The sequence below is a fragment of the Klebsiella sp. P1927 genome, assembly GCF_018204675.1.
Taxonomy (GTDB): Bacteria; Pseudomonadota; Gammaproteobacteria; order Enterobacterales; family Enterobacteriaceae; genus Klebsiella; species Klebsiella pneumoniae.
In genome coordinates, this window is the sequence record NZ_CP073377.1 from 1477166 (window position 1) to 1503945 (window position 26780).

Genomic DNA, 26780 nt, shown 5'->3' on the forward strand with positions numbered 1-26780 from the left:
AATATAATGAACAATAGCGTTAAAATCTATACCAGCCACCATAAGCCTAGTGCTTTTCTTAATGCTGCAATTATCAAACCTCTGCATGTCGGCAAAGCAAATTCTTATAATGAAATTGGTTGCCCAGGAGATGACACTGGCGATAATATTTCCTTTAAGAATCCGTTTTATTGCGAACTAACTGCGCATTATTGGGTTTGGAAAAACGAAGAGCTAGCCGACTATGTCGGTTTTATGCACTATCGCCGTCATCTTAATTTTTCCGAAAAACAAACTTTTTCTGAGGATACCTGGGGGGTAGTGAACCATCCATGCATTGATGAAGAATATGAGAAGATCTTTGGATTAAACGAAGAAACAATTCAACGGTGTGTCGAAGGTATTGACATCTTGCTGCCCAAAAAATGGTCTGTCACTGCGGCGGGAAGTAAAAATAATTACGATCACTATGAACGAGGTGAATACTTACACATTCGTGATTATCAGGCTGCCATTGCCATCGTTGAAAAACTATATCCAGAGTATAGCACGGCAATAAAAACGTTTAATGATGCCAGTGATGGCTATTACACAAATATGTTTGTCATGCGCAAAGATATTTTTGTTGACTATTCTGAGTGGCTCTTTTCCATTCTGGATAATCTCGAAGATGCCATCTCGATGAACAATTATAATGCTCAGGAAAAACGCGTTATTGGGCATATAGCTGAACGGCTGTTTAATATTTACATAATTAAGTTGCAACAAGATGGTGAGCTTAAGGTAAAAGAATTACAGCGTACCTTTGTAAGTAATGAAACATTCAATGGTGCACTGAATCCAGTTTTTGATTCTGCGGTTCCAGTTGTTATCAGTTTCGATGATAATTACGCAATCAGCGGTGGCGCATTAATTAATTCCATTATCCGGCATGCGGATAAAAATAAAAATTATGATATCGTCGTACTCGAAAACAAAGTAAGCTATTTGAATAAAACACGGTTAGTAAATCTAACCTCTGCTCATCCGAATATTTCTCTTCGTTTTTTTGACGTTAATGCCTTCACTGAAATAAATGGTGTGCATACCCGAGCGCATTTTAGCGCATCAACGTATGCCCGTCTTTTTATTCCTCAACTGTTCAGACGATACGATAAAGTCGTATTTATTGATTCGGATACCGTTGTAAAGGCTGACCTGGGTGAACTGCTTGATGTCCCTCTGGGCAACAATTTAGTTGCAGCGGTTAAGGATATCGTCATGGAAGGTTTTGTAAAATTTTCTGCAATGTCGGCATCAGATGATGGCGTTATGCCGGCAGGCGAATATTTACAAAAAACCTTAAACATGAATAACCCTGATGAATATTTTCAGGCAGGGATTATTGTTTTTAATATCAAACAAATGGTCGAAGAAAATACTTTTGCTGAATTGATGCGTGTATTAAAGGCAAAAAAATACTGGTTCCTCGACCAGGATATCATGAATAAAGTATTCTACTCTCGAGTCACATTTCTGCCATTAGAGTGGAACGTTTATCATGGTAATGGCAACACGGATGATTTCTTCCCTAATCTTAAGTTTGCAACGTATATGAAATTTTTAGCAGCTCGCAAGAAGCCTAAAATGATTCATTATGCGGGTGAGAACAAACCATGGAATACCGAAAAAGTCGATTTTTACGACGACTTTATTGAAAACATCGCTAACACTCCATGGGAGATGGAAATCTATAAACGTCAGATGTCGTTAGCGGCTTCGATTGGTTTAACCCATAGCGAGCCGCAACAACAAATCTTGTTCCAGACCAAAATCAAGAACGTATTGATGCCTTATGTTAATAAATATGCACCAATAGGCACGTCAAGAAGAAACATGATGACTAAATATTATTATAAAGTACGCCGTGCTATTCTTGGATAATAAAAGAGACAACAGATGAAAAGTAAAAAAATATTGATCGTAGGTGCTGGCTTCTCTGGTGCAGTTATTGGTCGCCAACTTGCTGAGAAGGGACATCAAGTCCATATTATCGACCAGCGTGATCATATTGGGGGGAATTCCTATGATGCACGCGACTCTGAAACGAATGTGATGGTACATGTTTATGGACCCCATATTTTCCATACTGACAATGAAACAGTGTGGAACTATATCAACAAGCATGCAGAGATGATGCCCTATGTGAACCGGGTTAAAGCGACAGTTAATGGTCAGGTATTTTCCCTGCCTATTAATTTGCATACTATCAATCAGTTTTTCTCAAAAACTTGTTCGCCTGATGAGGCCAGAGCGCTCATTGCTGAGAAAGGGGACAGCACTATTGCTGATCCACAAACTTTTGAAGAGCAAGCGTTACGCTTTATTGGTAAAGAGTTATATGAGGCCTTTTTTAAAGGATATACGATTAAACAGTGGGGGATGCAACCCTCGGAACTGCCCGCATCTATTCTTAAACGTCTTCCTGTTCGTTTTAACTATGATGATAATTATTTTAACCACAAATTTCAGGGCATGCCGAAATGTGGTTATACGCAGATGATTAAGTCAATTCTCAATCATGAGAATATCAAGGTTGACTTACAGCGGGAATTTATCGTTGACGAGCGAACTCATTACGATCACGTCTTCTATAGCGGTCCATTAGATGCGTTTTATGGCTACCAATATGGCCGTCTGGGCTATCGAACATTAGATTTTAAAAAGTTTATCTATCAGGGTGATTACCAGGGATGCGCAGTGATGAACTATTGTTCTGTGGATGTGCCCTATACTCGCATCACTGAACATAAATATTTTTCTCCCTGGGAACAACACGACGGCTCTGTTTGTTATAAAGAGTATAGCCGTGCTTGTGAAGAAAATGATATTCCTTACTATCCTATTCGTCAGATGGGAGAAATGGCTCTTCTTGAAAAATATTTGTCACTGGCCGAGAATGAAACCAATATCACTTTTGTCGGTCGTCTTGGAACCTACCGTTACCTCGACATGGATGTGACCATCGCCGAAGCATTGAAAACGGCAGAAGTCTATTTAAATTCACTCACTGATAATCAGCCAATGCCTGTGTTTACGGTTTCTGTACGATGAAATATACGGCATTGATAGTGACATTCAATCGTCTCGGCAAACTGAAAAAAACGGTTGAAGAGACCCTCAAACTTGAATTCACTAATATTGTTATTGTCAATAACGGGTCCACGGATGGGACCCAAGCCTGGCTTTCGTCAATTGTTGATACACGAGTCATTGTATTAACCCTCACCGAGAATACCGGTGGGGCGGGGGGCTTTAAAACCGGTAGTCAGTATATCTGTGAACAGCTGGCAAGTGATTGGGTATTTTTCTACGATGATGATGCTTACCCCTATCCAGACACGTTGAAGTCCTTTTCACAGCTGGATAAGCGGGGATGTCGGGTATTTAGTGGACTGGTGAAAGATCCGCAAGGAAAACCGTGTCCGATGAATATGCCGTTCTCGCGTGTACCAACCTCCCTTGGCGACACTGTACGCTATTTACGCTACCCTGGAGAGTTTATCCCGGAAGCTAATCGTTCTATGCTCGTACAAACGGTTTCATTTGTTGGGATGGTCATACATCGTGATCTGCTCACGACCAGTCTTGAGCACATTCATGAACAGCTTTTTATCTACTTTGATGATCTTTACTTTGGCTATCAGCTATCACTAGCTGGTGAGAAAATTATGTATAGCCCAGAGTTGCTTTTTTATCATGATGTGAGTATTCAGGGCAAACTTATTGCACCTGAATGGAAGGTTTACTATCTATGCCGTAATTTGATCCTGTCCAAGAAAATATTCCAGAAAACTAGCGTGTATAGCAATTCAGCGATAGCAATACGCATCCTAAAATATATATTAATTCTGCCATGGCAACGTCAAAAATATTCCTATATGAAATTTATTCTTCGTGGAATTTCACATGGCATAAAAGGTATTAGTGGTAAGTATCATTAAGTGGGCATAGCAATGAGAAAACTGTGTTATTTCATAAATTCGGATTGGTACTTCGATTTACACTGGATCGATCGTGCCATCGCCTCCCGTGATGCAGGTTATGAGATTCACATCATCAGCCATTTTATTGATGACAACATAATAAATAAATTCAAAACATTCGGCTTTATTTGCCATAATGTTACTCTTGATGCTCAATCTTTTAATGCATTAGTTTTCTTTCGTACTTACCATGATGTGCAAAAAATTATTAAAAATATAAAACCGGATCTCTTGCATTGCATCACTATCAAGCCATGTTTGATTGGTGGTGTGCTCGCGAAGAAATTTAATCTGCCGGTCATCGTAAGTTTTGTTGGGCTTGGAAGAGTATTTTCTTCAGACAGCATGCCTTTAAAATTATTGCGGCAGTTTACTATTGCTGCATATAAATATATTGCCAGTAATAAGCGCTGTATATTTATGTTTGAACATGACCGTGACAGAAAAAAGCTGGCCAAGTTGGTTGGACTCGAAGAACAACAGACTATTGTTATTGATGGTGCAGGCATTAATCCAGAGATATACAAATATTCTCTTGAACAGAATCACGATGTCCCTGTTGTATTGTTTGCCAGCCGTATGTTGTGGAGTAAAGGACTGGGCGACTTAATTGAAGCGAAGAAAATATTACGCAGTAAGAATATTCACTTTACTTTGAATGTTGCTGGAATTCTGGTCGAAAATGATAAAGATGCAATTTCCCTTCAGGTCATTGAAAATTGGCATCAGCAAGGATTAATTAACTGGTTAGGTCGTTCGAATAACGTTTGCGATCTTATTGAGCAATCAAATATCGTTGCTTTGCCATCTGTTTATTCTGAAGGTGTTCCGCGAATTCTTCTGGAAGCATCTTCTGTGGGTCGCGCTTGTATTGCTTATGATGTCGGTGGTTGTGATAGCCTTATTATTGATAATGATAATGGAATTATTGTTAAAAGCAATTCACCTGAAGAGTTGGCTGATAAACTTGCCTTTTTGCTTAGCAATCCTAAAGCACGCGTTGAAATGGGTATTAAAGGACGTAAGCGTATTCAGGATAAATTCTCGAGTGGGATGATTATTAGTAAAACGCTAAAGACTTATCATGATGTGGTTGAGGGATAGTTGTCGATCAAACGGTTATCCTTTTTTATTAATTGCCAGATATTGTTTCTTTACCATCAAATTTTTTTTGAAGTATATTATTAACTAAAATTACTGTAACGTGTCACTCGGGAGGCGATCAAATGTCTGAAAGATCTTCAAGTGCACTGGTCTCTGTTGTGATACCTGTGCACGATGCTGCAGAATATATATCTGATACGCTAAGTTCCATTTTATCGCAATCGTTACAGGATATTGAAGTCATCATTATTGATGACAATTCAGCTGATGATACGTTAAAGCTACTGCAGTCCTTTGCCGCTAATGACTCGCGAATACGTCTTTTGAATAATTCGCAGAATATCGGTGCAGGTGCATCACGTAACATGGGCTTAAAAATAGCAAGTGGCGAATATATCATTTTTCTTGATGATGACGATTATGCCGATGCTAATATGCTCAAACGGATGTATGATCATGCTGCATTGCTGCAAGCCGATGTGGTTATCTGCCGATGCCAGTCTTTAGATCTACAAACCCATTCATATGCACCAATGCCATGGTCTGTGCGCGTAGATTTACTCCCCCAAAAAGAACTATTTTCATCAGATGAAATTACTCATAATTTCTTTGATGCATTTATCTGGTGGCCCTGGGATAAGCTTTTCCGTCGCCAGGCTATACTGGATACTGGGTTACAATTCCAGGATTTAAGAACGACTAATGATTTATTTTTTGTTAGCGCTTTTATGCTACTTACCAAAAGAATGGCGTTCCTGGATGAGATCTTGATTTCTCATTCCATTAACCGCAGTGGTTCATTATCGGTGACCAGAGAGAAATCCTGGCACTGTGCTCTTGATGCGTTACGTGCCCTCTATTCCTTTATTGACTCAAAGCACTTGTTGCCTTCACGTGGTAGAGACTTTAATAATTATGCAGTGACTTTTCTTGAGTGGAATTTAAATACGATTTCTGGTCCGGCGTTTGATTCTTTATTCACTGCTTCACGCGAATTCATCGCCTCATTGGATATTGATGAAAGCGATTTTTATGATGATTTTATCAAAGCGGCACACTATCGCCTGATTCGATTAACGCCGGAAGAGTATCTTTTCTCGTTAAAAGATCGGGTATTACATGAGCTTGAATCCTCTAATCTATCTACAGAGAAGTTGCAAGCCAGTATTGCTTCTCAGGATCAAGTTCTTAAAGCCAGGGAAGAAGAAATTGATGAGCTAAGAGCGTCCGTTGCACAGAAAAAAGAACGTATTGATAGGTTGGTCCAGCGAAATGCATATTTAGAGACTGAGTATCAGAAACAGCAAGAGCAATTAACTAAACTACAAAATGAATTAAATAACGCTGCTCAACGTTATTCAGCCCTTATTTCATCATTGTCATGGAAAGTTACAAGACCTTTAAGGTTAATCAAAGCGTTAATCACGAGGAAAATGTAATATTTTTATCAATACTTCATGCTTATTTTAGTTGCAGAGAAATAATCCTGATTAACGAGCAAAGTTATGCAGGGAGGCATATAAACACCTCCCTTTGCTATTATTACCTATGCCGTGCTCTTAAATTATCAATCACTTCCCCGAGATCCAGCCCCTGGTCCTGCAGCAGCACCAGCAGGTGATACATCAGGTCCGACGCCTCATTCTTCAGCTCGAAGCGGTCGTTCACGGTGGCGGCCAGCGCGGTCTCCACGCCTTCTTCCCCCACTTTCTGCGCAATACGCTTGGTGCCGCTGGCATACAGCTTCGCCGTATAGGAGCTCTCCGGGTCGGCGTGTTTACGCTCGGCCAGCAGCTGCTCCAGCTGATAGAGGAACAGCCACTGGTGGCCGGTTTCGCCGAAGCAGCTTGTGGTGCCTTTGTGGCAGGTCGGTCCGATCGGGTTTACCAGCACCAGCAGCGTATCGTTGTCACAGTCCGGCGTGATGCTCACTACATTGAGGACATGGCCCGAGGTTTCACCCTTGGTCCACAGCCGCTGCTTGGTGCGCGAGTAAAAGGTGACCTTGCCGGTGGCTTCGGTTTTCTCCAGCGCCTCCTTGTTCATGTAGCCGTGCATCAGCACTTCGCCGGATACGGCGTGCTGCACGATGGCCGGCATCATGCCGTCCGTTTTTTCCCAGTCCAGCTGTTCAGTCAACATACCCTTATCTCCACGCCCTGTGCCGCCAGGTACGCTTTCAGTTCGCCAATATTAATAATCTGTTTGTGGAATACCGAGGCCGCCAGCGCGCCGTCAACGTCGGCGTCGCGGAAGGCTTCGAGGAAGTGTTCCATAGTGCCCGCGCCGCCGGAGGCGATCAGCGGCACATGACACACCGCGCGAACCTTCGCCAGCTGCTGCAGGTCGTAACCGTTGCGCACCCCGTCCTGGTTCATCATGTTAAGGACGATCTCGCCTGCGCCGCGCTTCTGCACTTCCTCCACCCAGTCGAGGGTTTCCCACTGCGTCACCCGGGTGCGGCTCTCGTCGCCGGTATACTGGTTGACGTGATACTTGCCGGTCTCTGCGTCAAACCAGGTATCAATCCCCACCACGATACACTGCACGCCAAAGCGGTCGGCAAGGCGGGTGATCAGCGTCGGGTCGGCGAGAGCAGGGGAGTTAATCGAGATCTTATCGGCGCCGAAGGAGAGGATCTGCGCCGCGTCTTCCAGCGACTTGATCCCGCCCGCCACGCAGAAAGGAATATCGATTACTTCCGCCACGCGCGACACCCAGCTCTTGTCGACCACCCGGCCGTCGCTGGAGGCGGTGATATCATAGAACACCAGTTCGTCGGCCCCTTCGTCGGCATAGCGCTTGGCCAGCGGGACGATGTCGCCAATGATCTCGTGATTACGGAACTGCACGCCTTTCACTACCTGGCCGTCGCGGACGTCGAGGCAGGGGATTATCCGTTTTGCCAGCATTGAATGGCCTCCGTTACGTTGAATTTACCTTCCAGCAGCGCGCGGCCGACAATCACGCCGCGCACCCCGGTGCCGCGCAGGGCGGCAATATCATTGAGATCGCCGATGCCGCCGGATGACTGAAACGCCACCTGTGGGTAGCGGGCGCAGACTTCCTCGTACAGCGAGACGTTAGAGCCTGCCAGCGTGCCGTCGCGGGAGATATCGGTGCACAGCACGTGCTGCAGGCCGACCGGCAGATAACTTTCCACCAGCTCCTCCAGCGTCACGCCGGAGTTTTCCTGCCAGCCGCTGACCGCCACCTGCTTATTGCCGTCGGCGTCGATACGCACGTCGAGGGCGAGCACCAGCCGTTCTGGGCCAAAGCGTTTGAACCAGCCTTTCACTTCCTCCGGGGATTTCACCGCGGTGGAGCCGACCACCACGCGGGCGACGCCGGCCTCAAGCAGGGCCGCGACATCCGCTTCGGTCCGCACACCGCCGCCGACCTGCACCGGGACGTCAACCCCGGCGACCAGCGATTTCAGCAGCGGGATCTGGCGCTTCGCCGGATCCTTCGCCCCGGTCAGGTCGACCAGGTGCAGGACTTCCGCTCCCTGAGCGGCATAGGCCTGCAGGCGCGGCAGCGGATCGCTGCCATAGTCGCGTTGCTGGCTGTAATCGCCCTGATGGAGACGAACGACGGTGCCGTCGATTAAATCTAAAGCAGGAATAATCATCACATCTCCAGGAAGTTTTTCAGCAGCTGCGCCCCGGCGCTCCCGGAGCGCTCCGGGTGGAACTGCACGCCAAAGAAGTTATCTTTCTGCACCGCGGCGGTGAACGCCTCGCCGTAATTGCACTGGGCGATGGTGTACGGGTTGACCGGCATGGCGTAGCTGTGCACGAAGTAGAAATACGCGCCTTCTTCAATGCCGCGGAACAGCCGATCGCCAGCTTTGGCATACACCCGGTTCCAGCCCATGTGCGGCAATGGCAGACCGTGGTCGGTCATCTTCGGCACCTCTTCTTCGATAATGCCCAGCAGATCGACGCCGTTGTTCTCCTCGCTGCGCTTGCCGAGCAGCTGCATGCCCAGGCAAATCCCCAGCACCGGCTGGGTACAGGCTTTGATCAGGTCGATCAGCTCGCGGTCTCGCAGCTGATCCATCGCCGCCTGGGCGGTGCCGACGCCGGGAAGAAACAGTTTATCGGCACGCAATACCACTTCCGGATCGCGGCTGACCACCGGCTCATAGCCGTGGCGGCCAATCGCCGATTTCACCGAATTGAGGTTGGCGCAGCCGGTATCAAGGATCACCACATTCATTACAGCACCCCTTTGGAAGACGGCAGGGCATCGCCCTGGACGCGGATCGCCTGGCGCAGCGTACGGCCAAAGGCTTTGAACAGGCTCTCCACGCGGTGGTGATCGTTCTTGCCCTTGGTTTTCAGGTGCAGGGTCACCGCCATGGTGTAGGAGAGCGAGCGGAAGAAGTGTTCCACCATCTCGGTGCTCAGATCGCCGACGCGCTGATAGGTGAAGTCCGCCTTATACTCCAGGTGCGGACGGCCGGAGATATCCAGCGCGCAGCGGGCGAGACACTCGTCCATCGGCAGCACGAAGCCGAAGCGGTTGATGCCGCGCTTGTCGCCAAGGGCCAGCTTCAGGGCTTCGCCGAGGGCCAGGCCGGTATCCTCCACCGTGTGGTGGTCGTCGATGTACAGATCGCCGCCGACGTTAACCTCCATGCGGAAGCCGCCGTGGGTGGCGATTTGGTCGAGCATATGGTCAAAAAAGCCGACGCCGGTGTGGATCTTGCTGCCGCCTTCGCGGTCCAGCCACACTTTCACATCCACCTGGGTCTCTTTGGTGACGCGCTCGACGTGGGCATAGCGGTCGCGGCGGGTCAGCTGCTCACAGATGGTCGGCCAGTCGAGCGTCTCGCGGTCATAGCGCAGACCTGTAATTCCCATGTTATCCGCCAGCTCAAGGTCGGTGGCCCGGTCGCCAATCACATAGCTGTGGGCTTTATCCAGCACCCCCTCTTCCAGCCACGGCAGCACCAGCTGCGTTTTTGGCTTGCGGCAGGCGCAGTTGTCGCCCTGGAAGTGCGGACAAATCAGCACCTCTTCAAAGTTAACGCCCTGCGAGGCGAAGATCTGCATCATCAGGTTGTGCGGGCCATCAAACGCTTCCTGCGGCAGACTGTCGGTTCCCAGGCCATCCTGATTGGTGATCATCACCAGCTTATAGCCTTCCTGCTGCAGCTTCAGCAGCGCCGGGATCACCTGCGGCTCAAACGCCAGCTTGTCGAACCGGTCCACCTGGAAATCCTCCGGCGGTTCGGAAATCAGGGTGCCGTCACGGTCAATAAAGAGATACTTCTGGGTCATACATTCTCCGCAGTCAAGGCGTCAATCACGCGCTGGCTCTCGGCACGGGTACCGATAGTGATACGCAAACAGCCGCTTAATGAAGGTTGTTTATTCTGGTCACGTAAGATAATGCCCTGATCCCACAAAGATTTAAACACTGCGCTGGAGGCGGTTATCCGCGCCAGCACATAGTTGGTCTCGGAATCGAAGACCTGCTCCACGCAGGCGATGCCGCGCAGCTGTTCCACCAGGTAGCGGCGCTCGTCAAGGATCTGCGCCACGCGCTGGCGCATCGCGGCGATCCCCTCCGGGCTCAGGGCCTGGGCGGCGATATCGGCCACCGGCGTGGAGAGCGGGTACGGGGCGATCACTTTCAGCAGCACGTTGATCACCTCGGCGTTGGCGAGGGTGAAGCCGCAGCGCAGGCCGGCGAGGGCGAAGGCTTTGGACAGCGTGCGCAGCACCACCAGGTGCGGATAGTCGCTGAGCCAGCCGGCCAGCGTCGCCTGCGGGCAGAATTCAATATAGGCTTCGTCGGCCACCACGATGGCTTTGCCGCGGGTCATCTCCAGCAGGTCGCGCATCGACTGCGGGTCGATAATCTGCCCGGTCGGGTTGTTCGGGCTGCAGACGAAGACCACCTTCACGCCGTCCAGCCGCGCTTCGATGCCCGGCAGGTCGAGCTGCCAGTCGGCCAGCGTCGGCACGGTGCGGCACTCGACGCCGATGGTCTCGGCGCTGACGCTGTACATGCCGTAGGTCGGCGGGCAGTAGAGCACCGCGTCTTCGCCGGGCTCACAGAAGGCGCGGATCAGCAGCTCGATGCCTTCGTCGGCGCCGCGGCTGACCAGCACCTGCTCCGGTTTGACCTCGGCGTAGCGGGCGTAGCTCTCAATCACGGCCTTCGGCTGCGGCTCCGGATAGCGGTTCAGCGTCTGTTCGGTAAGCTGGAAGGCTACGGCGGTAGGGAATTCGTTGGCGTTGAGCCAGACGTCGCCTTTGCCGCCCAGCCGGCGAGCGGATTGATACGGGGTCAGCGCGCGGACGTTGGCGCGGGCTAAATCTTCAATACTCATGCTTGCTCCTTCAGGGCGGCAACGCGCAGCGTTACGGCGTTTTTGTGGGCGTCAAGGCGCTCGGCGGCGGCCAGGATCTCAATCGTTGAGGCGAGGGCGGCAAAGCCGTCGCGCGACAGCTCCTGCACGGTCATCCGCTTCTGGAAGTCGGCCAGGCCGAGGCTTGAGCAGGTGGCGGTGTAACCATAGGTCGGCAGGACGTGGTTGGTGCCCGAGGCATAGTCGCCCGCGGATTCCGGTGACCAGTCGCCAAGGAAAACGGAACCGGCGCTGGTGATGCTGTCCACCAGCTCGCGGGCCTGACGGGTCTGAATGATCAGGTGCTCCGGGCCGTACTGGTTGGAGATAGCCACGCACTGCGCCAGATCGCGGGCCACGATGATCCGGCTGGCGGAGAGCGCCACGCGGGCGGTTTCCGCGCGCGGCAGGGCGGCCAGCTGGCGCTCCACGGCTTCGGCGACGCGGCTGCCCATGTCGGCGTCCGGGGTCAGGAGGATCACCTGCGAGTCCGGGCCGTGTTCCGCCTGCGACAGCAGGTCAGAGGCGACAAAGTCCGGGTTGGCGCCGCTGTCGGCGATGACCAGCACTTCCGACGGGCCGGCCGGCATGTCGATGGCTGCGCCGTCCAGACGCTGGCTGACCTGGCGTTTGGCTTCCGTGACGTAAGCGTTGCCCGGGCCAAAGATTTTATCTACCTTCGGCACCGACTCGGTACCGAGGGCGAGGGCGGCGATGGCCTGGGCGCCGCCGACGTTAAAGATGGTTTTTACGCCGCACAGCTGCGCGGCATAGAGGATCTCATCGGCAATCGGCGGCGGCGAGCAGAGCACCACCTGCTGACAGCCGGCGATGCGCGCCGGCGTCGCCAGCATTAGCACCGTGGAGAACAGCGGCGCTGAGCCGCCGGGAATGTACAGTCCGACGGAGGCGATAGGGCGGGTGACCTGCTGGCAGCGCACCCCCGGCAGCGTTTCGACATCCACCGCCTGCAGCTGTTGCGCGTTGTGGAAGGTCTCAATGTTTTTCACCGCTACCGCCATCGCCTGCTTCAGCTCATCGCTGAGGCGCTCGCCGGCGGCGGCGATCTCGGCCTCGCTCACCTGCAGCGCGGCGACGGTGGTTTTATCAAACTTCGCGCTGTATTCGCGCAGCGCCGCGTCGCCGTTGGCTTTGACGTTATCGAGGATCTCCGTCACCGTTTTACTGATGCTGTCGGAGGCGGAAATTGCCGGGCGCGTTAAGAGTTGCTGTTGTTGGTCTGCGCTACAGCCGTTCCAGTCGATGATTGTGTTGAAGCTCATGATTGTATTCCCCTGTGTGTCCTGTGACCGGCTGGCCGATTACTCCATCATTTTCTCAATCGGCAGCACCAGAATGGAGCTGGCGCCCAGCGCCTTCAGTTTTTCCATGGTCTCCCAGAACAGGGTTTCGCTGCTGACCATGTGCATAGCCACGCGCTGCTTGTCGCCTGCCAGCGGCAGAATAGTCGGCCGCTCGGCGCCCGGCAGCAGGGCAACCACTTCTTCCAGGCGTTCGGTCGGGGCGTGCATCATGATGTATTTCGACTCGCGGGCCTGAATCACGCCCTGAATACGGGTCAGCAGGCGGTCAATCAACTGCTGTTTGGCGTCGGCCATTTCGCCGTCGCGCTGGATCAGACAGGCTTTGGAGCGGTAGATCACTTCCACTTCGCGCAGGCCGTTGGCTTCCAGGGTGGCGCCGGTGGAGACGAGGTCGCAGATAGCGTCGGCGAGGCCGGCGCGCGGCGCCACTTCCACGGAGCCGTTCAGCAGACAGGATTTAAAGGAGATACCTTTTTGATCGAGGTAGCGCTTCAGCAGGTGCGGGTAAGAGGTGGCGATACGTTTGCCGTCCAGCGCCGCCGGGCCGTTCCAGGCTTCATCCACCGGAGTCGCCAGCGACAGGCGGCAGCCGCCGAAGTCGAGACGGCGCAGGGTGAAGTAGCGCGGGTCTTCGCCCTGGGCGCGGCGGCTGAGCAGCTCTTCTTCCAGCACGTTTTCGCCGATAATGCCGAGGTCGACAACACCGTCCATCACCAGGCCCGGGATATCGTCATCACGCACGCGCAGAATATCGATTGGCATATTTTCCGCCAGCGCAATCAGACGCTGGGTGTGCAAATTGACTTTAATGCCGCAGCGGCTGAGTAATTCGCGTGAATCTTCGCTTAAACGGCCTGATTTCTGAATAGCTATGCGTAAACGGGTGTTGTCTAACATTGTTCTTTTCCTCTGAATACCTGTCTGAATCTGTCCGAATTTGGTCCAAAAAAAAGCCCCCGGAAGTGAATCTTCCGGGGGCTCTCTGCGCGTTCATGCACCACTGGAAGATCCAAACGTCTTCCAGCACACATCGCCTGAAAGACTAGTCAGGATGATGGTGATGATGGTGGTGTTTAAATTGAACGCGGTTCATAAAAATTCTCTGTGAATGACTATGCATTTGATGTCCTTTAACCTAAACCACTTCCGCCGCAGAAAGCAAGGGCTTTTTTCTATCATTAATTCATTTCATATTGAGCGAAGAAATTGTCAGTTGCCGCTGGCTGGCGTAGCCTGTAATCAGCACAGCGAAAGAGTCAGGAGCCTGGGATGAAAAAGGTCGCGATAGTCGGTTTGGGATGGCTGGGGATGCCGCTGGCGCTGTCGTTGACGGCGCGAGGCTGGCAGGTCACCGGCAGTAAAACTACGCAGGATGGCGTGGAGGCGGCGCGGATGTGCGGGATCGACAGCTATCCGCTGCGCCTGGAGCCGCAGCTGGTCTGTGATACCGAGGACCTCGACGCGCTGATGAACGTCGATGCGCTGGTGATCACCCTGCCGGCCCGGCGTACCGGGGCAGGGGAAGGGTTTTATCTACAGGCGGTGCAGGAGATCGTCGATACCGCGCTGGCGTACCATATTCCGCGGATCGTCTTCACCAGCTCCACCTCGGTGTATGGCAACGTCAACGGTACGGTGAAGGAGAATTCCCCGCGTCTGCCGCAAACCGCCAGCGGACAGGTGCTCAAGGAGCTGGAGGACTGGCTGCACAACCTGCCGGGGACGTCGGTGGATATTCTGCGCCTGGCCGGGCTGGTGGGGCCTTCCCGCCATCCGGGACGTTTTTTCGCCGGCAAGTCGGCGCCGGATGGCCAGCACGTGGTCAATCTGGTGCATTTGCAGGATGTGGTGGCCGCTATCGAACTGCTGCTGCAGGCCCCGAAGGGCGGGCACATCTATAATCTATGTGCGCCCCGCCATCCGGCGCGCGGCCTCTTTTATCCGCAGATGGCCCGCGAGCTCGGTCTGCCGCCGCCGGTGTTCAGCGACAGCCCGGACGGCGGCCAGGGCAAGATTGTGGATGGCAATCGTATCTGCAATGAGCTGGGGTTTGAGTACCAGTACCCCGATCCGCTGGTGATGCCGATGGAGTGATCCGCCAGCGGTGATTCGCATACCGTAAGGGGGTAGCGATGAAACCACTGCTGGATGTCCTCGTGATCCTGGATGCCCTGGAAAAAGAGGGGAGCTTTGCCGCCGCGTCGGCAAAGCTCTTTAAAACGCCCTCGGCGCTGAGCTACACCATTCACCGCCTGGAAAGCGATCTCAATATTCAGCTGCTCGACCGCAGCGGCCATCGCGCGCGCTTTACCCCCAGCGGACAGATGCTGCTGGAGAAAGGGCGGGAGGTGCTGCATATTGCCCGCGAACTGGAGATCCGGGCGGTTAAGCTGCAGCAGGGGTGGGAGAATAGCCTTCGTCTGGCGGTGGACAGCACCTTTCCCGTGGCGCTGCTCTCGCCGCCAATCGCTGCATTTTATCAACAACAGCCGCTGACCCGGCTGCACTTCACGCTGAACCCCTCCCTGCTGGACTGGCGGCCGCTGACTGACGGGCAGGCCGATCTGCTGCTGGGGGCGCTCGGCGAACCGCCGCCGCTGAGCGGTTATGACTATCTCCCCCTCGGCGAGCTGGAGCTGCTGCTGGTCGTTGCCCCACAGCATCCGCTGGCGCGACACCGCGCACCGCTAAGCTGGCGAACCCTGCGCCGTTACCGGGCGGTGGCCACCGGCGAGGGCGGGGCGCTACTCAGCGATCAGGAGACCCTGACGGTGTGTGACGCCGCGGGGCAGCTGGCGCTGCTGCGCCTGGGGCTGGGCTGGGGGTGCCTGCCGCGCTATCAGGTGCAGGGTCTGCTGGACAGCGGCGAGCTGGTCTGCATGACCGTGCGCGGGCTATCGCCTCGTCAACGCGCGTGGATCGCCTGGAATGACGCCACCTGCGGTTTGGCTGGCAAATGGTGGCGGGAAACGCTATTAGCAAATAGTGCTATTTTTACAATTTATCATACGGAAACCGTATAGATATTAGCACGTTAAAAATTATGCTTACGCAATGAACTTCATAACATCTTGTCAACGCCGTTGAATTTGTTGCAAAATATGCGGCCTGAAAACCAGAGACTAGCCGACGCTTTTTTTTAAAGTGTCGGTTATTTTTTTGGTCGAAAGACACATCATTCAATACCAAGAGGCCGGGCTTCGTACCGGATAGATATTTACTAAAAACCGACAGTCGTTGTCGCTGAGGAATAGAAAGAAATGGGGCAATTTTTTGCTTACGCGCTGGCGTTCACCGTAAAAGGGGATAACTATGTCGCATAACGCTACTCCAAATACCTCTCGCGTGGAATTACGTAAAACGCTTACGTTAGTTCCGGTTGTAATGATGGGCCTGGCCTATATGCAGCCGATGACGCTGTTCGATACGTTTGGTATCGTCTCTGGTATGACCGACGGTCACGTGCCGACGGCCTACGCCTTTGCGTTAATCGCTATCCTGTTTACTGCCCTGAGCTATGGCAAGCTGGTACGTCGTTACCCTTCTGCCGGCTCGGCGTATACCTATGCGCAGAAATCCATCAGCCCGACCGTTGGCTTTATGGTGGGTTGGTCCTCGCTGCTCGACTACCTGTTCGCGCCGATGATCAACATTCTGCTGGCGAAAATCTATTTTGAAGCGCTGGTGCCTTCGATTCCGTCGTGGGTGTTTGTTATCGCGCTGGTCGCCTTTATGACCGCCTTTAACCTGCGCAGCATTAAATCCGTGGCCAACTTCAACACCGTGATCGTGGTGCTGCAGGTGGTGCTGATTGCCGTTATCCTCGGCATGGTGATTTATGGCGTGTTTGAAGGCGAGGGCGCCGGTACGCTGGCCAGCAGCCGTCCGTTCTGGTCCGGTGACGCGCACGTGATCCCGATGATTACCGGGGCGACGATCCTGTGCTTCTCGTTTACCGGTTTCGACGGCATCAGCAACCTGTCTGAAGAGACCAAAGATGCAGAGCGCGTCATCCCGCGCGCGATCTTCCTGACCGCGCTGATCGGCGGCCTGATCTTCATCTTTGCCACCTACTTCCTGCAGCTGTACTTCCCGGATATCTCGCGCTTTAAAGATCCGGATGCGTCACAGCCGGAAATTATGCTCTACGTGGCAGGTAAAGCCTTCCAGGTTGGCGCGCTGATCTTCTCCACCATCACCGTACTGGCGTCCGGTATGGCGGCGCACGCTGGCGTGGCGCGTCTGATGTACGTTATGGGCCGCGACGGCGTGTTCCCGAAAAGCTTCTTCGGCTACGTGCACCCGACCTGGCGCACTCCGGCGATGAACATCATCCTGGTCGGCGCGATTGCGCTGCTGGCGATTAACTTCGACCTGGTGATGGCGACGGCGCTGATTAACTTTGGTGCGCTGGTGGCGTTTACCTTCGTTAACCTGTCGGTGATTTCCCAGTTCTGGATCCGTGAGAAACGCAACAAGACGCTGAAAGACCACTTCCAGTATCTGTTCCTGCCGATGTGCGGCGCCCTGACCGTCGGCGCGCTGTGGGTCAACCTGGAAGAGAGCTCGATGATTCTGGGCCTGATCTGGGCCGGTATCGGTCTGGTCTATCTGGCCTGCGTGACCAAAAGCTTCCGCAACCCGGTGCCGCAGTACGAAGACGTGGCGTAAGGCGTAGCGTGATGTGATTGAGAAAAGCCGGAGGGAAACCTCCGGCTTTTTTTTCGTTTGGCTCGGTGCGATATCTTTTGCCCGGCGGCGCTGCGCTTGCGCGGGCCTACGGTGATGGTTAACCTTCTGAAATTTAATGGTTATGTAGGCCGGGTAAGCGAAGCGCCACCCGGCAGAAGAGCTTATCCTGCCTGCACCATAACTTTCAGCAGCGTATCCAGCAGGCCGGGAAAACGGGCGTCCAGATCTTCCCGGCGCAGCGAAATCATGTTCTCCCGTCCCTGAGGCCGTTGCCAGATCACACCGCTGTCGCGCAGGACGCGCCAGTGGTGGGTCATGGTGGACTTGGCCACCTCCTCCTGGCGCAGGGCGTTGCAGCTCAGCTCGCTGCCGTCGGCCAGCGTACGAATGATCTCCAGTCGCAGCGGGTTTCCGAGCGCGGAAAGGACATTTTCCAGGCGAATTTGTTCTCGTTCGGGGTGATTGGCGATCATAATAATCCTGTGTCGGCGGTGGCGCGGCGCATCGCAGCCGCAGCCCATATCGGCGGCTGGCGGCTACTATACCCAAACTCCGGTTCTGATACCACGCGCGCCGCCGCAACCTGCCCAATCGTAATGATAGCAAAAATAGTTCGAATATACTCGTACAGTTGTACTAAGATAGACGCAGTTAAATGAACTGCGGATCATTCCGACCGCAGACTGACCGTCAAAACGACTAAGGACGCATCATGCCCCGACCCATCCCTCTCGAACGTTATCGCAACATCGGTATCTCCGCGCATATCGATGCCGGTAAAACCACCACCACCGAGCGCATCCTGTTTTACACCGGGATGAGCCATAAGCTGGGTGAAGTACACGATGGCGCGGCAACCACCGACTGGATGGCCCAGGAGCAAGAGCGCGGGATCACCATTACCTCGGCGGCGGTAAGCTGCTTCTGGCCGGGGATGGACCGCAGCTTCGAGCCGCACCGGATCAATATCATCGACACCCCGGGGCACGTGGATTTCACCATTGAGGTGGAACGTTCTATGCGCGTGCTCGACGGCGCGGTGATGGTGTACGACTCCGTCGGCGGGGTGCAGCCCCAGTCGGAGACCGTCTGGCGCCAGGCGAATAAATACCACGTTCCGCGGCTGGCCTTCGTCAACAAGATGGACCGCCCGGGGGCGGACTTCTTCCGCGTGGTGCAGATGATGATCGACCGCCTGAAGGCTAACCCGGTGCCGATTGTGATCCCCATTGGCGCCGAAGAGCATTTCACCGGCGTCGTCGACCTGGTGAAAATGCGCGCCATCCTGTGGGATGACGCCACCCAGGGCATGACCTTCAGCTATGGGCCAGTCCCTGACGAGCTGTTGGCGACGGCGCAGCAGTGGCGGGAGAAAATGGTCTCGGCGGCGGCGGAAGCCAGCGATGAGCTGATGGATAAATACCTGGAAACCGGTGAGCTGGACGAGGCGGAGATCGTCGCCGGCCTGCGCCAGCGCACGGTGAAGGGGGAGATCCAGGCGGTGCTCTGCGGGAGCGCCTTTAAAAACAAAGGCGTGCAGCGCATGCTCGATGCGGTGGTGGAGCTGATGCCATCGCCGCTGGATATTCCGGCGATACAGGGCGTCGATGAGCAAGGCCAGCCGGCGGAACGCCATCCGAGCGACGATGAGCCGCTGTCGGCGCTGGCGTTCAAACTGATGACCGACCCCTACGTCGGCCAGCTGACCTTTATCCGCGTCTACTCCGGGACGCTGAAGAAAGGCGATGCGGTGTGGAACCCGGTGAAGGGTAAGAAAGAGCGCATCGGGCGTATCGTGCTGATGCAGGCCAACGACCGTCACGAAGTTGACGAACTGCACGCCGGGGATATCGCGGCCTGCGTCGGTCTGAAGGATGTGACCACCGGCGATACGTTATGCGATCCGGATGCGGTGATTACCCTCGAACGGATGGAGTTTCCGGAGCCGGTGATTTCGCTGGCGATTGAGCCGAAGACCAAAGCGGACCAGGAGAAAATGGGCATCGCGCTACAGCGGCTGGCGGCGGAAGATCCGTCGTTCCGTCTGCATACCGATGAAGAGTCCGGCCAGACGATTATCTCCGGCATGGGTGAGCTGCATCTGGAGATCATTGTCGACCGGATGAAGCGCGAGTTTGGCGTCGAGGCCAACATTGGCCGTCCGCAGGTCACCTACCGCGAAACCCTGCGCAAGAAAGTGACGGACGTGGAAGGCAAATTTGTGCGCCAGTCCGGCGGCAAAGGGCAGTATGGTCACGTCGTACTGACCCTGGAGCCGCTGGCGCCGGGCAGCGGTTTTGTCTTCGAGGACGCCACCAAAGGCGGCGTGGTGCCGCGCGAGTACATCCCTTCCGTGGAGAAAGGGCTGCGTGAAGCGATGGGCACCGGCGTGCTGGCGGGCTATCCGGTGGTTGACGTGAAAGCGACCCTGACCTTTGGATCGTACCACGACGTGGACTCCTCGGAGATGGCGTTCCGCATGGCGGCGATCTTTGGCTTCCGGGAAGGCGCGCGCAAAGCGGATCCGGTGATCCTTGAGCCGGTGATGCACGTCGAGGTGGAGACGCCGGAAGAGTACGCCGGGAATATTATGGGCGATCTCTCTTCCCGTCGCGGGATGGTGCAGGGGATGGAAGAGCGCTTCGGTAGCCAGATCATCCGCGCCGACGTGCCGCTGGCGGAGATGTTTGGTTATTCCACCACGCTGCGCTCGATGTCGCAGGGACGGGCAACCTACAGCATGGAGTTCCACCATTACGCGGAAGCGCCGCGTAATGTGGCGGATGAAATCATCGCCAGCCGCGCGAAAAGCTAAGCAACGTTCCCGGGTGCGACGCGAGGCGTCTTACCCGGGCTACTCTGGTACCAGCGCCCAGGCCCGGTAAGGCGAAGCCGCCACCGGGCAAAAAGGTAAGCACGAACTGGGGACGCAATGCCCGGCGGGGCTGCTGGACTGACCCCATAAAGTTGGATGGTTCATATTAAGCGGCTCTCAGAGCCTGGGTTCGGTACTCTACCGGACTCAGGCCTTTTAATTTCAGGCTTATCCGCTCGTTGTTGTAGTAATGGATATAGTCCTCTACGGCTTTTCTTAGCGCACTGACACTCCTGAACTCCCTCAGATAAAAACACTCCGATTTCAGGGTCCCGAAGAAGTTTTCCATCACTGCATTATCCAGGCAGTTTCCTTTACGCGACATACTCTGCGTCATCCCATGCGCCTTTAAACGTTCCTGATAGCTCCTCATCCTGTAATGCCAGCCCTGATCCGAGTGCAGCAGCGGAGCATCTCCCGGTCTGAGCTTCGGGAACGCACCGTCCAGCATCGTATTCACCATCTCCATCACCGGCCTTTCCGACAGGCTGTAGGCGATAACCTCCCGGTTAAACAGATCGAGAACTGACGACAGGTAAAGCTTTTTTCCCTGTACCGGGAACTCTGTCACATCTGTTACCCATTTTTCGTTGGCTTTTGACGCACCGAAGTTCCGGCTCAGGATATTGGGCGCGGCCTCGCCCGTTCTCCCTTTCCAGGCACGATATTTTTTCGCCCTTATCACAGACCGGAGTGACAGTTCTGCCATCAGCCGCTGCACTGTTTTATGGTTTATCCGCAGCCCCTGTTTTCTCAGTGCGAGCGTGATCCTGCGGTAGCCATAACGACCTTTGTGATAGTGGTATATCTTCCTGATGTTCTCTTTAAGACCCGCATACCTGTCCCCTTGCTTCAGTGCATTCATATTGTAATACCACGTGCTACGGGACATACCGGCCGCCCGCAGAAGGTCCCGCAGAGCGTGTTCATGCCTTAGTTCACTGATTATCAGGGCTTTTTGCCATTTTTTTCGCTCTGAACCAAGGCTTTCAACTTTTTTAGATAGGCATTCTCTGCCCGCAGATAACGCAGTTCGGCCCTGAGCTCTTCGGGGGAGAGTTTTTCCAGCTCTTTATCTGTCAGTGGTGGGATATTTTTTGGCTTTGTCATTTGTCCGGGCCGTCCGCATTGCATGTTTAAAAGACCTTCCGCTCCGGCATCGTTGTACACGTCGAGCCAGCGCCGGACAAGTATTTCTGCGGAGAGATTAAACCGGGCAGCCGCTTCACGCATCGTCAGGCGGTCACTGATAACCGCCCGGACGACCACGAGTTTAAATTCATCGGAATAATGATTATTTTTTGCAGTCAGGCCTTCTGCACCGTGGAACTGCCATGCCCTGACCCAGCGACGGACAGATGTTCTTTCAATACCAAAAAGGTCGGCTGTACTCTGTTCTCCGTCTTTACCGGACAAATAATGATTAACCACAGCCAGTTTTGTTTCAGGGGAATACTTTGGTTTAGCCATAAAATTGCACCTTACTCAGTTGGGTGTCCAACTTTTGGGGTGCAGTCCACTGCGCTTGCGCGGGCCTACGGTCAGGCGTCCTCCCCGGTCATCGTTTGTAGCCCGGGTAAGGCGTTAGCCGCAACCCGGGAATTTCAGCCAATCAGACAATATCCTGTGCGTATTGCCACAGCGCCTTCAACTGCGCCAGCTTCTCTTTATCATCCGCATACTGCTGATACAGCATCTGCAGCTCATCGGCATAGGCCTGCAAAAACTCTGGCGTAAACACCTGACGACGGTGCTCTAACCAGCGCTGCTGCTCATGTTCATCGAGCGTGCCGGGGAAGTTGCGCGCCCGGTAGTTAAACAGCAGGCGTTCGATACGCTTATCAGCGAAGGTAATATCCAGCGCCGGCAGATTGCGCGGTTCGGTTTCCAGCACGATTTTCATCGCCGCGCGGTCGGCATCGCTAAAGAACCCATTGTAAAGCTGGGCGTCGACGTTTTCGGACGGCACGAACGGCTCGGCTTCGGCATAGACCGCCACCACTTTCTCGCGCACCTGCGGATTCGCCCGCAGCAGCTGGGCATTCTCCAGACAGCGCTGAATGGAGATCCCCAGCCGGTCGGCATCCTGCGGGCGCAGGGTATTGGCCTGGGCCAGTACCGGACATTTATTTAAATGCACCAGCTTGATCGGCGCCGCCGGCAGATCGCCAAGCTCGGCGCGCGGGGTGTAAAGCCGCTCGCGCAGGGCATCGGCATCCAGTTCCAGCAGCGGCGCCATATCGCCCGCCAGATCGACCATAATCACCGCATTGCGGTTTTCCGGATGCCAGGCCAGGGGCGCCACCAGGCTGGTGTTGCCGCGCGCGGCGCCAAACATGCCGGAGACATGCACCAGGGGCTTCATCTGCGGCACGTCGATAAGCGTCGCCAGCTTGCGCTTATTGCGGTGGCTGTAGAGATAATCAAACAGCCGCGGCTGCCGGGTTTTCACCAGCTTCGCCATGGCGATGGTGGCGTATACGTCGGCCATCGCGTCATGGGCGTTCTGGTGTTCAATACCGTTGGCGACGGTCAGATGTTCAAGCCGGAAGCTCGGCAACCCTTCGTCATTCTCTGGCCAGGCGATCCCTTCCGGGCGCAGGGCATAGCAGGCGCGCATCACGTCGAGCAGATCCCAGCGCGAGTTATCGTGCTGCCAGCTCCAGGCATAAGGGTCATAGAAGTTGCGATAGAAGATATTCCGCGTCACTTCGTCATCAAAGCGCACGTTGTTATAGCCGACGATACAGGTTTGCGGCACCGTGAACAGATCGTGGATGCGGCGGGCAAATGTGGCCTCATTATCCCCTTTGGCCAGCGCTTCCTGCGGCGTGATCCCGGTGATCATCACCGCCTGCGGCTGCGGCAGGTAATCGTCAGCGGGTTTGCAGTAAAACACTTCGGGCTCGCCGAGCACATTCAGCTCCGCGTCGGTACGGATGGCGGCGAACTGCGCCGGCCGGTCGAGGGAAGGGCTGGTGCCGAAGGTTTCATAATCGTGGAATAAAAATCCGGGCTGGTTGACGCTATCTTGCATAGTCTGTTCATTATCCGTGGTGGCGTGCGACCGGTATGGTAAACGATTTGCCTGGTCATCAGAAGGGTAACGGCAAGCAACTTCCTCTGCTGTGTCATATTTTCTTGCAATTAAACCCTGATATGAAACGCGAAGTTCCGTAAAAAGGACGGCGGATCTGTAAATCTAGAGGATATGCCGTTGAAAGGCCGTTTGTTTATTGCTGTATCTTTGCTCGCTTCGAGCGTTTCCTGCGCATTTGCCGTCGACTTACCTGCTACGGTCGCGCCGCCTTCCATTCAGGCTGGCTCCTGGGTGCTGATGGATTACACCACCGGTCAGGTCCTGACCGCGGGTAACGAACATCAGCAGCGTAATCCTGCCAGTCTGACCAAACTGATGACCGGCTACGTGGTCGATCGCGCCATCGACAGCCATCGTATCACCTTTGACGATATCGTCACCGTGGGTAAAGACGCCTGGGCGAAGGGCAACCCGGTGTTCGACGGGTCATCGCTGATGTTCTTAAAGCCAGGGGATCGCGTCAGCGTCCGCGACCTCAGCCGTGGGCTGATTGTCGACTCCGGTAACGACGCCTGCGTCGCGCTGGCCGACTATGTCGCCGGCGGCCAGCCGCAGTTTGTCGCCCTGATGAATCAGTATGTCGAAAAACTGCACCTGCGGGACACCCATTTCGAAACCGTCCACGGCCTCGACGCCCCGGGCCAGCACAGTTCGGCCTATGACCTCGCGGTGCTCTCGCGGGCGATTATTCATGGCGAACCAGACGTCTACCACATGTACAGCCAGAAAAGCCTGACGTGGAACGGGATCACCCAGCAAAACCGTAACGGTCTGCTGTGGGATAAAACCATGAACGTCGATGGCCTGAAAACCGGCCACACCTCGGGCGCCGGGTTCAACCTGATCGCCTCGGCGGTGGATGGCCAGCGCCGGCTGATCGCCGTGGTGATGGGGGCGGACAGTCCGAAAGGCCGCGAGCAGCAGGCCGCTAAACTGCTGCACTGGGGGCAGCAGAACTTCGACACCGTGCAGGTGCTGCAGAAGGGGCAGAAGGTCGGCACCGAGCGTATCTGGTACGGCGATAAAGAGCAGATTAAGCTCGGCACCGATCAGGATTTCTGGTTAGCCCTGCCGAAGGCGGAAGTGTCGCGCATTAAAGCGAAATATGTGCTGGATAAGAAGGATCTTGAGGCGCCGATCGCCGCCAATCAGCGGGTTGGCGAGATTTCACTGTATGACGGCGACAAGGTGGTGGGGCACTATCCGCTGGTCACCCTCGAAAGCATCAATAAAGGCGGAGTGTTCTCGCGAATGAGCGATTACCTGCATCACGAGCTGTAACCACGCCAACCGCCTCTTTGCAGGCGGTTTTTTTTCGTCTGTCGCTCGTGCTGGCGGGGCGCCTGTTTTTACAGCAGTGTGGTGGCGACTCTGTGAATTCGCGCACATACTGAGGGGGGATCTCCTGTTAAATTAACTGTATATTCATACAGTGTGCGCCGGGAGACCGGTTAGAGATCAAGGGGTGAAAGTCCCCGACCATTGAAGGACCAGCAATCCACAAGGTCCCCGAGTCATGCGTTGCATACCGCGAGGTATGGGGCGAAGCGTTGACAGGGGTGTTGACAGGCCAGCCATTGAGCCACGAAATGTATATTAAATTACCGGGTGCCGACGTTGTACTGTTAACGGAAGGCAACATCATAGGGTGCGATACTGCGAGTGCCACATGGACCCGGCGGGGTCTGAGACCCTGGCATGTCAATACGATCTCTACGCGGGAACCGGGAGATCTCCCCTCTGACCATCTGCCAGTGTCGGAGATGGCCCGCACCGGGAAGACGAGGAGTCATAGCCGGTGATGTACGGAGAGGAGAAGTCGGACTCGCTCATAGTAGCGGCGAAGCAGGCGAACAACCCGAAAGGAGCGGAGTCAGTGGAGCGAAGGAGCGGGGCCAAGGGGAACGCGGAACAGCCACACATGCGCCGGACACAGAGCCGGGAAAGCATGTCACAGAGGCTGTCACGCGTGCGGGAAGCTGCGAAGCAGCGGAAGAAAGAACGGTTTACAGCATTGTTCCACCTGCTGACAGTCGAAGCACTGGAAGCCGCATTCCTCTCCCTGAGCAGGAAAGCGGCCGCCGGAGTGGATGGCATCAGGTGGATGGACTACGCCGGAAACATGAAGAACAACATAACAGATCTGCACCGGAGGCTACATCAGGGCAGCTACAGGGCGCAGCCCGGCAGGCGTCACTACATCCCAAAAGCGGATGGAAAACAACGCCCGCTCGGCATCGCCTCGCTGGAGGACAAGATCGTCCAGTATGCGCTGGTGAAAATCCTGAACGCAGTCTATGAAAACGACTTTATGGGGTTCTCATACGGGTTCAGACCCGGGCGAAGCCAGCACGATGCACTGGACGCACTGGCCACAGGGCTGGTACGCACTAACGTAAACTGGGTACTGGATGCCGACATCAGTCAGTTCTTCGACAGGGTGAGCCACGAATGGCTGATCAGGTTCACAGAGCATCGGATCGGCGACCGGAGGGTAATCAGGCTCATACGTAAGTGGCTCACAGCCGGGACGTCGGAGGAGGGTCAATGGCGAGCAACGGAGGAAGGCACCCCACAGGGTGCGGTCATCTCACCGCTGCTGGCAAACATATACCTCCACTACGTCTTCGATCTGTGGGCGCATCAGTGGCGACGTCGCTATGCCACAGGCAATGTGGTAATGGTCAGATACGCCGATGACATCGTCATCGGGTTCGACAAACGATACGATGCCCGGCGCTTCCGTATAGCCATGCAGCGCAGACTGAGGGAGTTCGGACTCACGGTTCACCCGGAGAAAACCCGTCTGATGGAGTTCGGCCGCTTCGCTGCCGAAAACCGTGCCATCAGGGGAAAAGGCAAACCAGAAACGTTCAACTTCCTCGGGTTCACGCACATCAGCGGGAAAGATCGCAACGGCAGGTTCATGCTGATACGAAAGACCCGCCGGGATCGGATGACGGCAACTCTGAAAGCCATCAAAGACGGTCTGCGAAGGCGCTGGCATTACTCAATCCCCGAACAGGGAAAATGGCTCAGGAGAGTGGTTCAGGGATACCTGAACTATCACTCGGTACCGGGCAACTTCCCCACCATGCAGAAGTTCAGGACACACGTAACAAACCTCTGGCGCCGGGCGCTCAGGCGCAGGAGCCAGAAGGATGATACGACCTGGACGAAAGCAAACAAACTGGCAGCCGCATGGCTACCAAGGGTTCGGGTTCTTCATCCATGGCCTGTGGAGCGGTTCACCGCCAGACACCCGAGGCAGGAGCCCGGTGCGTAAATCGCGCACGCCGGGATCTGTGCGGGGGGT

24 protein-coding genes and 1 other annotated feature are annotated in these 26780 nt (G+C 54.4%); of the genes, 12 read left to right on the forward strand and 12 right to left on the reverse strand.

The features are described 5' to 3' along the window. The first annotated feature begins 6 nt into the window (after window positions 1-6). From KB892_RS07370 to KB892_RS07390, 5 genes are all read left to right on the forward strand, one after another. Window positions 7-1902 carry a DUF4422 domain-containing protein gene (locus KB892_RS07370; RefSeq protein WP_048289587.1) on the forward strand — a complete coding sequence of 632 codons (1896 nt, stop codon included), beginning with the start codon at window positions 7-9 and terminating at the stop codon, window positions 1900-1902. A 15-nt stretch (window positions 1903-1917) separates the two neighbouring features. Further along, window positions 1918-3072, forward strand: coding sequence for a UDP-galactopyranose mutase (rfbD, locus tag KB892_RS07375; RefSeq protein WP_039819515.1), 1155 nt, complete (start codon window positions 1918-1920; stop codon window positions 3070-3072). Beyond that, a complete protein-coding gene (locus tag KB892_RS07380; RefSeq protein ID WP_072354018.1) occupies window positions 3069-3962 on the forward strand; it encodes a glycosyltransferase in 894 nt (297 codons plus the stop codon). Before rfbD ends, KB892_RS07380 begins: the two co-directional genes overlap by 4 nt. Further along, window positions 3963-5108 (forward strand): glycosyltransferase family 4 protein, encoded by a 1146-nt coding sequence (locus KB892_RS07385; RefSeq protein WP_025983080.1) that lies wholly within the window; start codon window positions 3963-3965, stop codon window positions 5106-5108. It abuts the gene before it with no gap. Window positions 5109-5230: 122 nt separating this feature from the next. After that, entirely contained in the window at window positions 5231-6547 is a 1317-nt protein-coding gene (locus KB892_RS07390) for a glycosyltransferase (protein WP_071458073.1), read from the forward strand. 103 nt (window positions 6548-6650) lie between these two features. Here KB892_RS07390 and hisIE read toward each other — a convergent pair whose 3' ends face one another. The 9 genes from hisIE to hisL form a co-directional block, all read right to left on the reverse strand. Further along, entirely contained in the window at window positions 6651-7250 is a 600-nt protein-coding gene (gene hisIE, locus KB892_RS07395) for a bifunctional phosphoribosyl-AMP cyclohydrolase/phosphoribosyl-ATP diphosphatase HisIE (RefSeq protein WP_004144136.1), read from the reverse strand. Continuing rightward, window positions 7244-8020, reverse strand: coding sequence for an imidazole glycerol phosphate synthase subunit HisF (gene hisF / locus KB892_RS07400; RefSeq protein WP_004180497.1), 777 nt, complete (start codon window positions 8018-8020; stop codon window positions 7244-7246). The genes hisIE and hisF overlap by 7 nt, the downstream gene beginning before the upstream one ends. Beyond that, entirely contained in the window at window positions 8002-8739 is a 738-nt protein-coding gene (gene hisA / locus KB892_RS07405) for a 1-(5-phosphoribosyl)-5-[(5-phosphoribosylamino)methylideneamino]imidazole-4-carboxamide isomerase (RefSeq protein ID WP_072354017.1), read from the reverse strand. Before hisA ends, hisF begins: the two co-directional genes overlap by 19 nt. Then, window positions 8739-9329 (reverse strand): imidazole glycerol phosphate synthase subunit HisH, encoded by a 591-nt coding sequence (hisH, locus tag KB892_RS07410; protein ID WP_002912227.1) that lies wholly within the window; start codon window positions 9327-9329, stop codon window positions 8739-8741. The genes hisA and hisH overlap by 1 nt, the downstream gene beginning before the upstream one ends. Beyond that, a complete protein-coding gene (hisB, locus tag KB892_RS07415; protein ID WP_042937143.1) occupies window positions 9329-10396 on the reverse strand; it encodes a bifunctional histidinol-phosphatase/imidazoleglycerol-phosphate dehydratase HisB in 1068 nt (355 codons plus the stop codon). The genes hisH and hisB overlap by 1 nt, the downstream gene beginning before the upstream one ends. Then, window positions 10393-11454, reverse strand: coding sequence for a histidinol-phosphate transaminase (hisC, locus tag KB892_RS07420; RefSeq protein WP_004149000.1), 1062 nt, complete (start codon window positions 11452-11454; stop codon window positions 10393-10395). The genes hisB and hisC overlap by 4 nt, the downstream gene beginning before the upstream one ends. Further along, complete coding sequence (gene hisD, locus KB892_RS07425; RefSeq protein ID WP_048270859.1) at window positions 11451-12755, reverse strand: histidinol dehydrogenase; 1305 nt, start codon at window positions 12753-12755, stop codon at window positions 11451-11453. The genes hisC and hisD overlap by 4 nt, the downstream gene beginning before the upstream one ends. 39 nt (window positions 12756-12794) lie before the next feature. Continuing rightward, window positions 12795-13694 carry an ATP phosphoribosyltransferase gene (gene hisG, locus KB892_RS07430; RefSeq protein ID WP_002912152.1) on the reverse strand — a complete coding sequence of 300 codons (900 nt, stop codon included), beginning with the start codon at window positions 13692-13694 and terminating at the stop codon, window positions 12795-12797. 47 nt (window positions 13695-13741) lie between these two features. Further along, window positions 13742-13864, reverse strand: a sequence feature (His leader region). Continuing rightward, a complete protein-coding gene (gene hisL, locus KB892_RS07435) occupies window positions 13840-13890 on the reverse strand; it encodes a his operon leader peptide (protein ID WP_004899375.1) in 51 nt (16 codons plus the stop codon). It overlaps the preceding feature by 25 nt. Before the next feature lie 176 nt (window positions 13891-14066). Here hisL and KB892_RS07440 point away from each other — a divergent pair, with 176 nt between their 5' ends. The 4 genes from KB892_RS07440 to plaP all read left to right on the forward strand — a co-directional run bounded on the left by KB892_RS07440 (window position 14067) and on the right by plaP (window position 17468). Next, entirely contained in the window at window positions 14067-14891 is an 825-nt protein-coding gene (locus KB892_RS07440; protein ID WP_004152513.1) for an SDR family oxidoreductase, read from the forward strand. Between the two features lie 38 nt (window positions 14892-14929). After that, window positions 14930-15820 carry a LysR family transcriptional regulator gene (locus KB892_RS07445; protein WP_004175276.1) on the forward strand — a complete coding sequence of 297 codons (891 nt, stop codon included), beginning with the start codon at window positions 14930-14932 and terminating at the stop codon, window positions 15818-15820. Between the two features lie 237 nt (window positions 15821-16057). Then, complete coding sequence (gene yoeI, locus KB892_RS31640) at window positions 16058-16120, forward strand: membrane protein YoeI (protein ID WP_096335043.1); 63 nt, start codon at window positions 16058-16060, stop codon at window positions 16118-16120. Next, window positions 16110-17468 (forward strand): putrescine/proton symporter PlaP, encoded by a 1359-nt coding sequence (gene plaP, locus KB892_RS07455; protein WP_004148994.1) that lies wholly within the window; start codon window positions 16110-16112, stop codon window positions 17466-17468. Before yoeI ends, plaP begins: the two co-directional genes overlap by 11 nt. 182 nt (window positions 17469-17650) lie before the next feature. On the opposite strand, the gene KB892_RS07460 is transcribed toward plaP, so the two are convergent. Next, a complete protein-coding gene (locus KB892_RS07460; protein ID WP_002912109.1) occupies window positions 17651-17962 on the reverse strand; it encodes an ArsR/SmtB family transcription factor in 312 nt (103 codons plus the stop codon). A gap of 239 nt (window positions 17963-18201) precedes the next feature. Here KB892_RS07460 and fusA point away from each other — a divergent pair, with 239 nt between their 5' ends. Beyond that, window positions 18202-20304, forward strand: coding sequence for an elongation factor G (gene fusA / locus KB892_RS07465; protein WP_004899365.1), 2103 nt, complete (start codon window positions 18202-18204; stop codon window positions 20302-20304). Between the two features lie 166 nt (window positions 20305-20470). Here the strand turns inward: fusA and KB892_RS07470 are convergent. Both KB892_RS07470 and sbcB read right to left on the reverse strand, forming a co-directional pair. Continuing rightward, window positions 20471-21834 (reverse strand): IS3-like element ISKpn1 family transposase gene (locus tag KB892_RS07470; RefSeq protein WP_085955203.1). Its coding sequence is split into 2 segments (ribosomal slippage): window positions 20471-21366 and window positions 21366-21834, totalling 1365 coding nucleotides; the frame shifts between segments, so codons are not numbered across the junction. A 142-nt stretch (window positions 21835-21976) separates the two neighbouring features. Beyond that, window positions 21977-23401: an exodeoxyribonuclease I gene (gene sbcB, locus KB892_RS07475; protein WP_004175279.1), complete on the reverse strand. Its 1425-nt coding sequence runs from the start codon at window positions 23399-23401 to the stop codon at window positions 21977-21979. Between the two features lie 180 nt (window positions 23402-23581). Here sbcB and dacD point away from each other — a divergent pair, with 180 nt between their 5' ends. Both dacD and ltrA read left to right on the forward strand, forming a co-directional pair. Further along, window positions 23582-24745, forward strand: coding sequence for a serine-type D-Ala-D-Ala carboxypeptidase DacD (gene dacD, locus KB892_RS07480; protein ID WP_004153104.1), 1164 nt, complete (start codon window positions 23582-23584; stop codon window positions 24743-24745). 517 nt (window positions 24746-25262) lie between these two features. After that, entirely contained in the window at window positions 25263-26750 is a 1488-nt protein-coding gene (gene ltrA / locus KB892_RS07485) for a group II intron reverse transcriptase/maturase (RefSeq protein ID WP_004178082.1), read from the forward strand. Window positions 26751-26780: the final 30 nt, after the last annotated feature.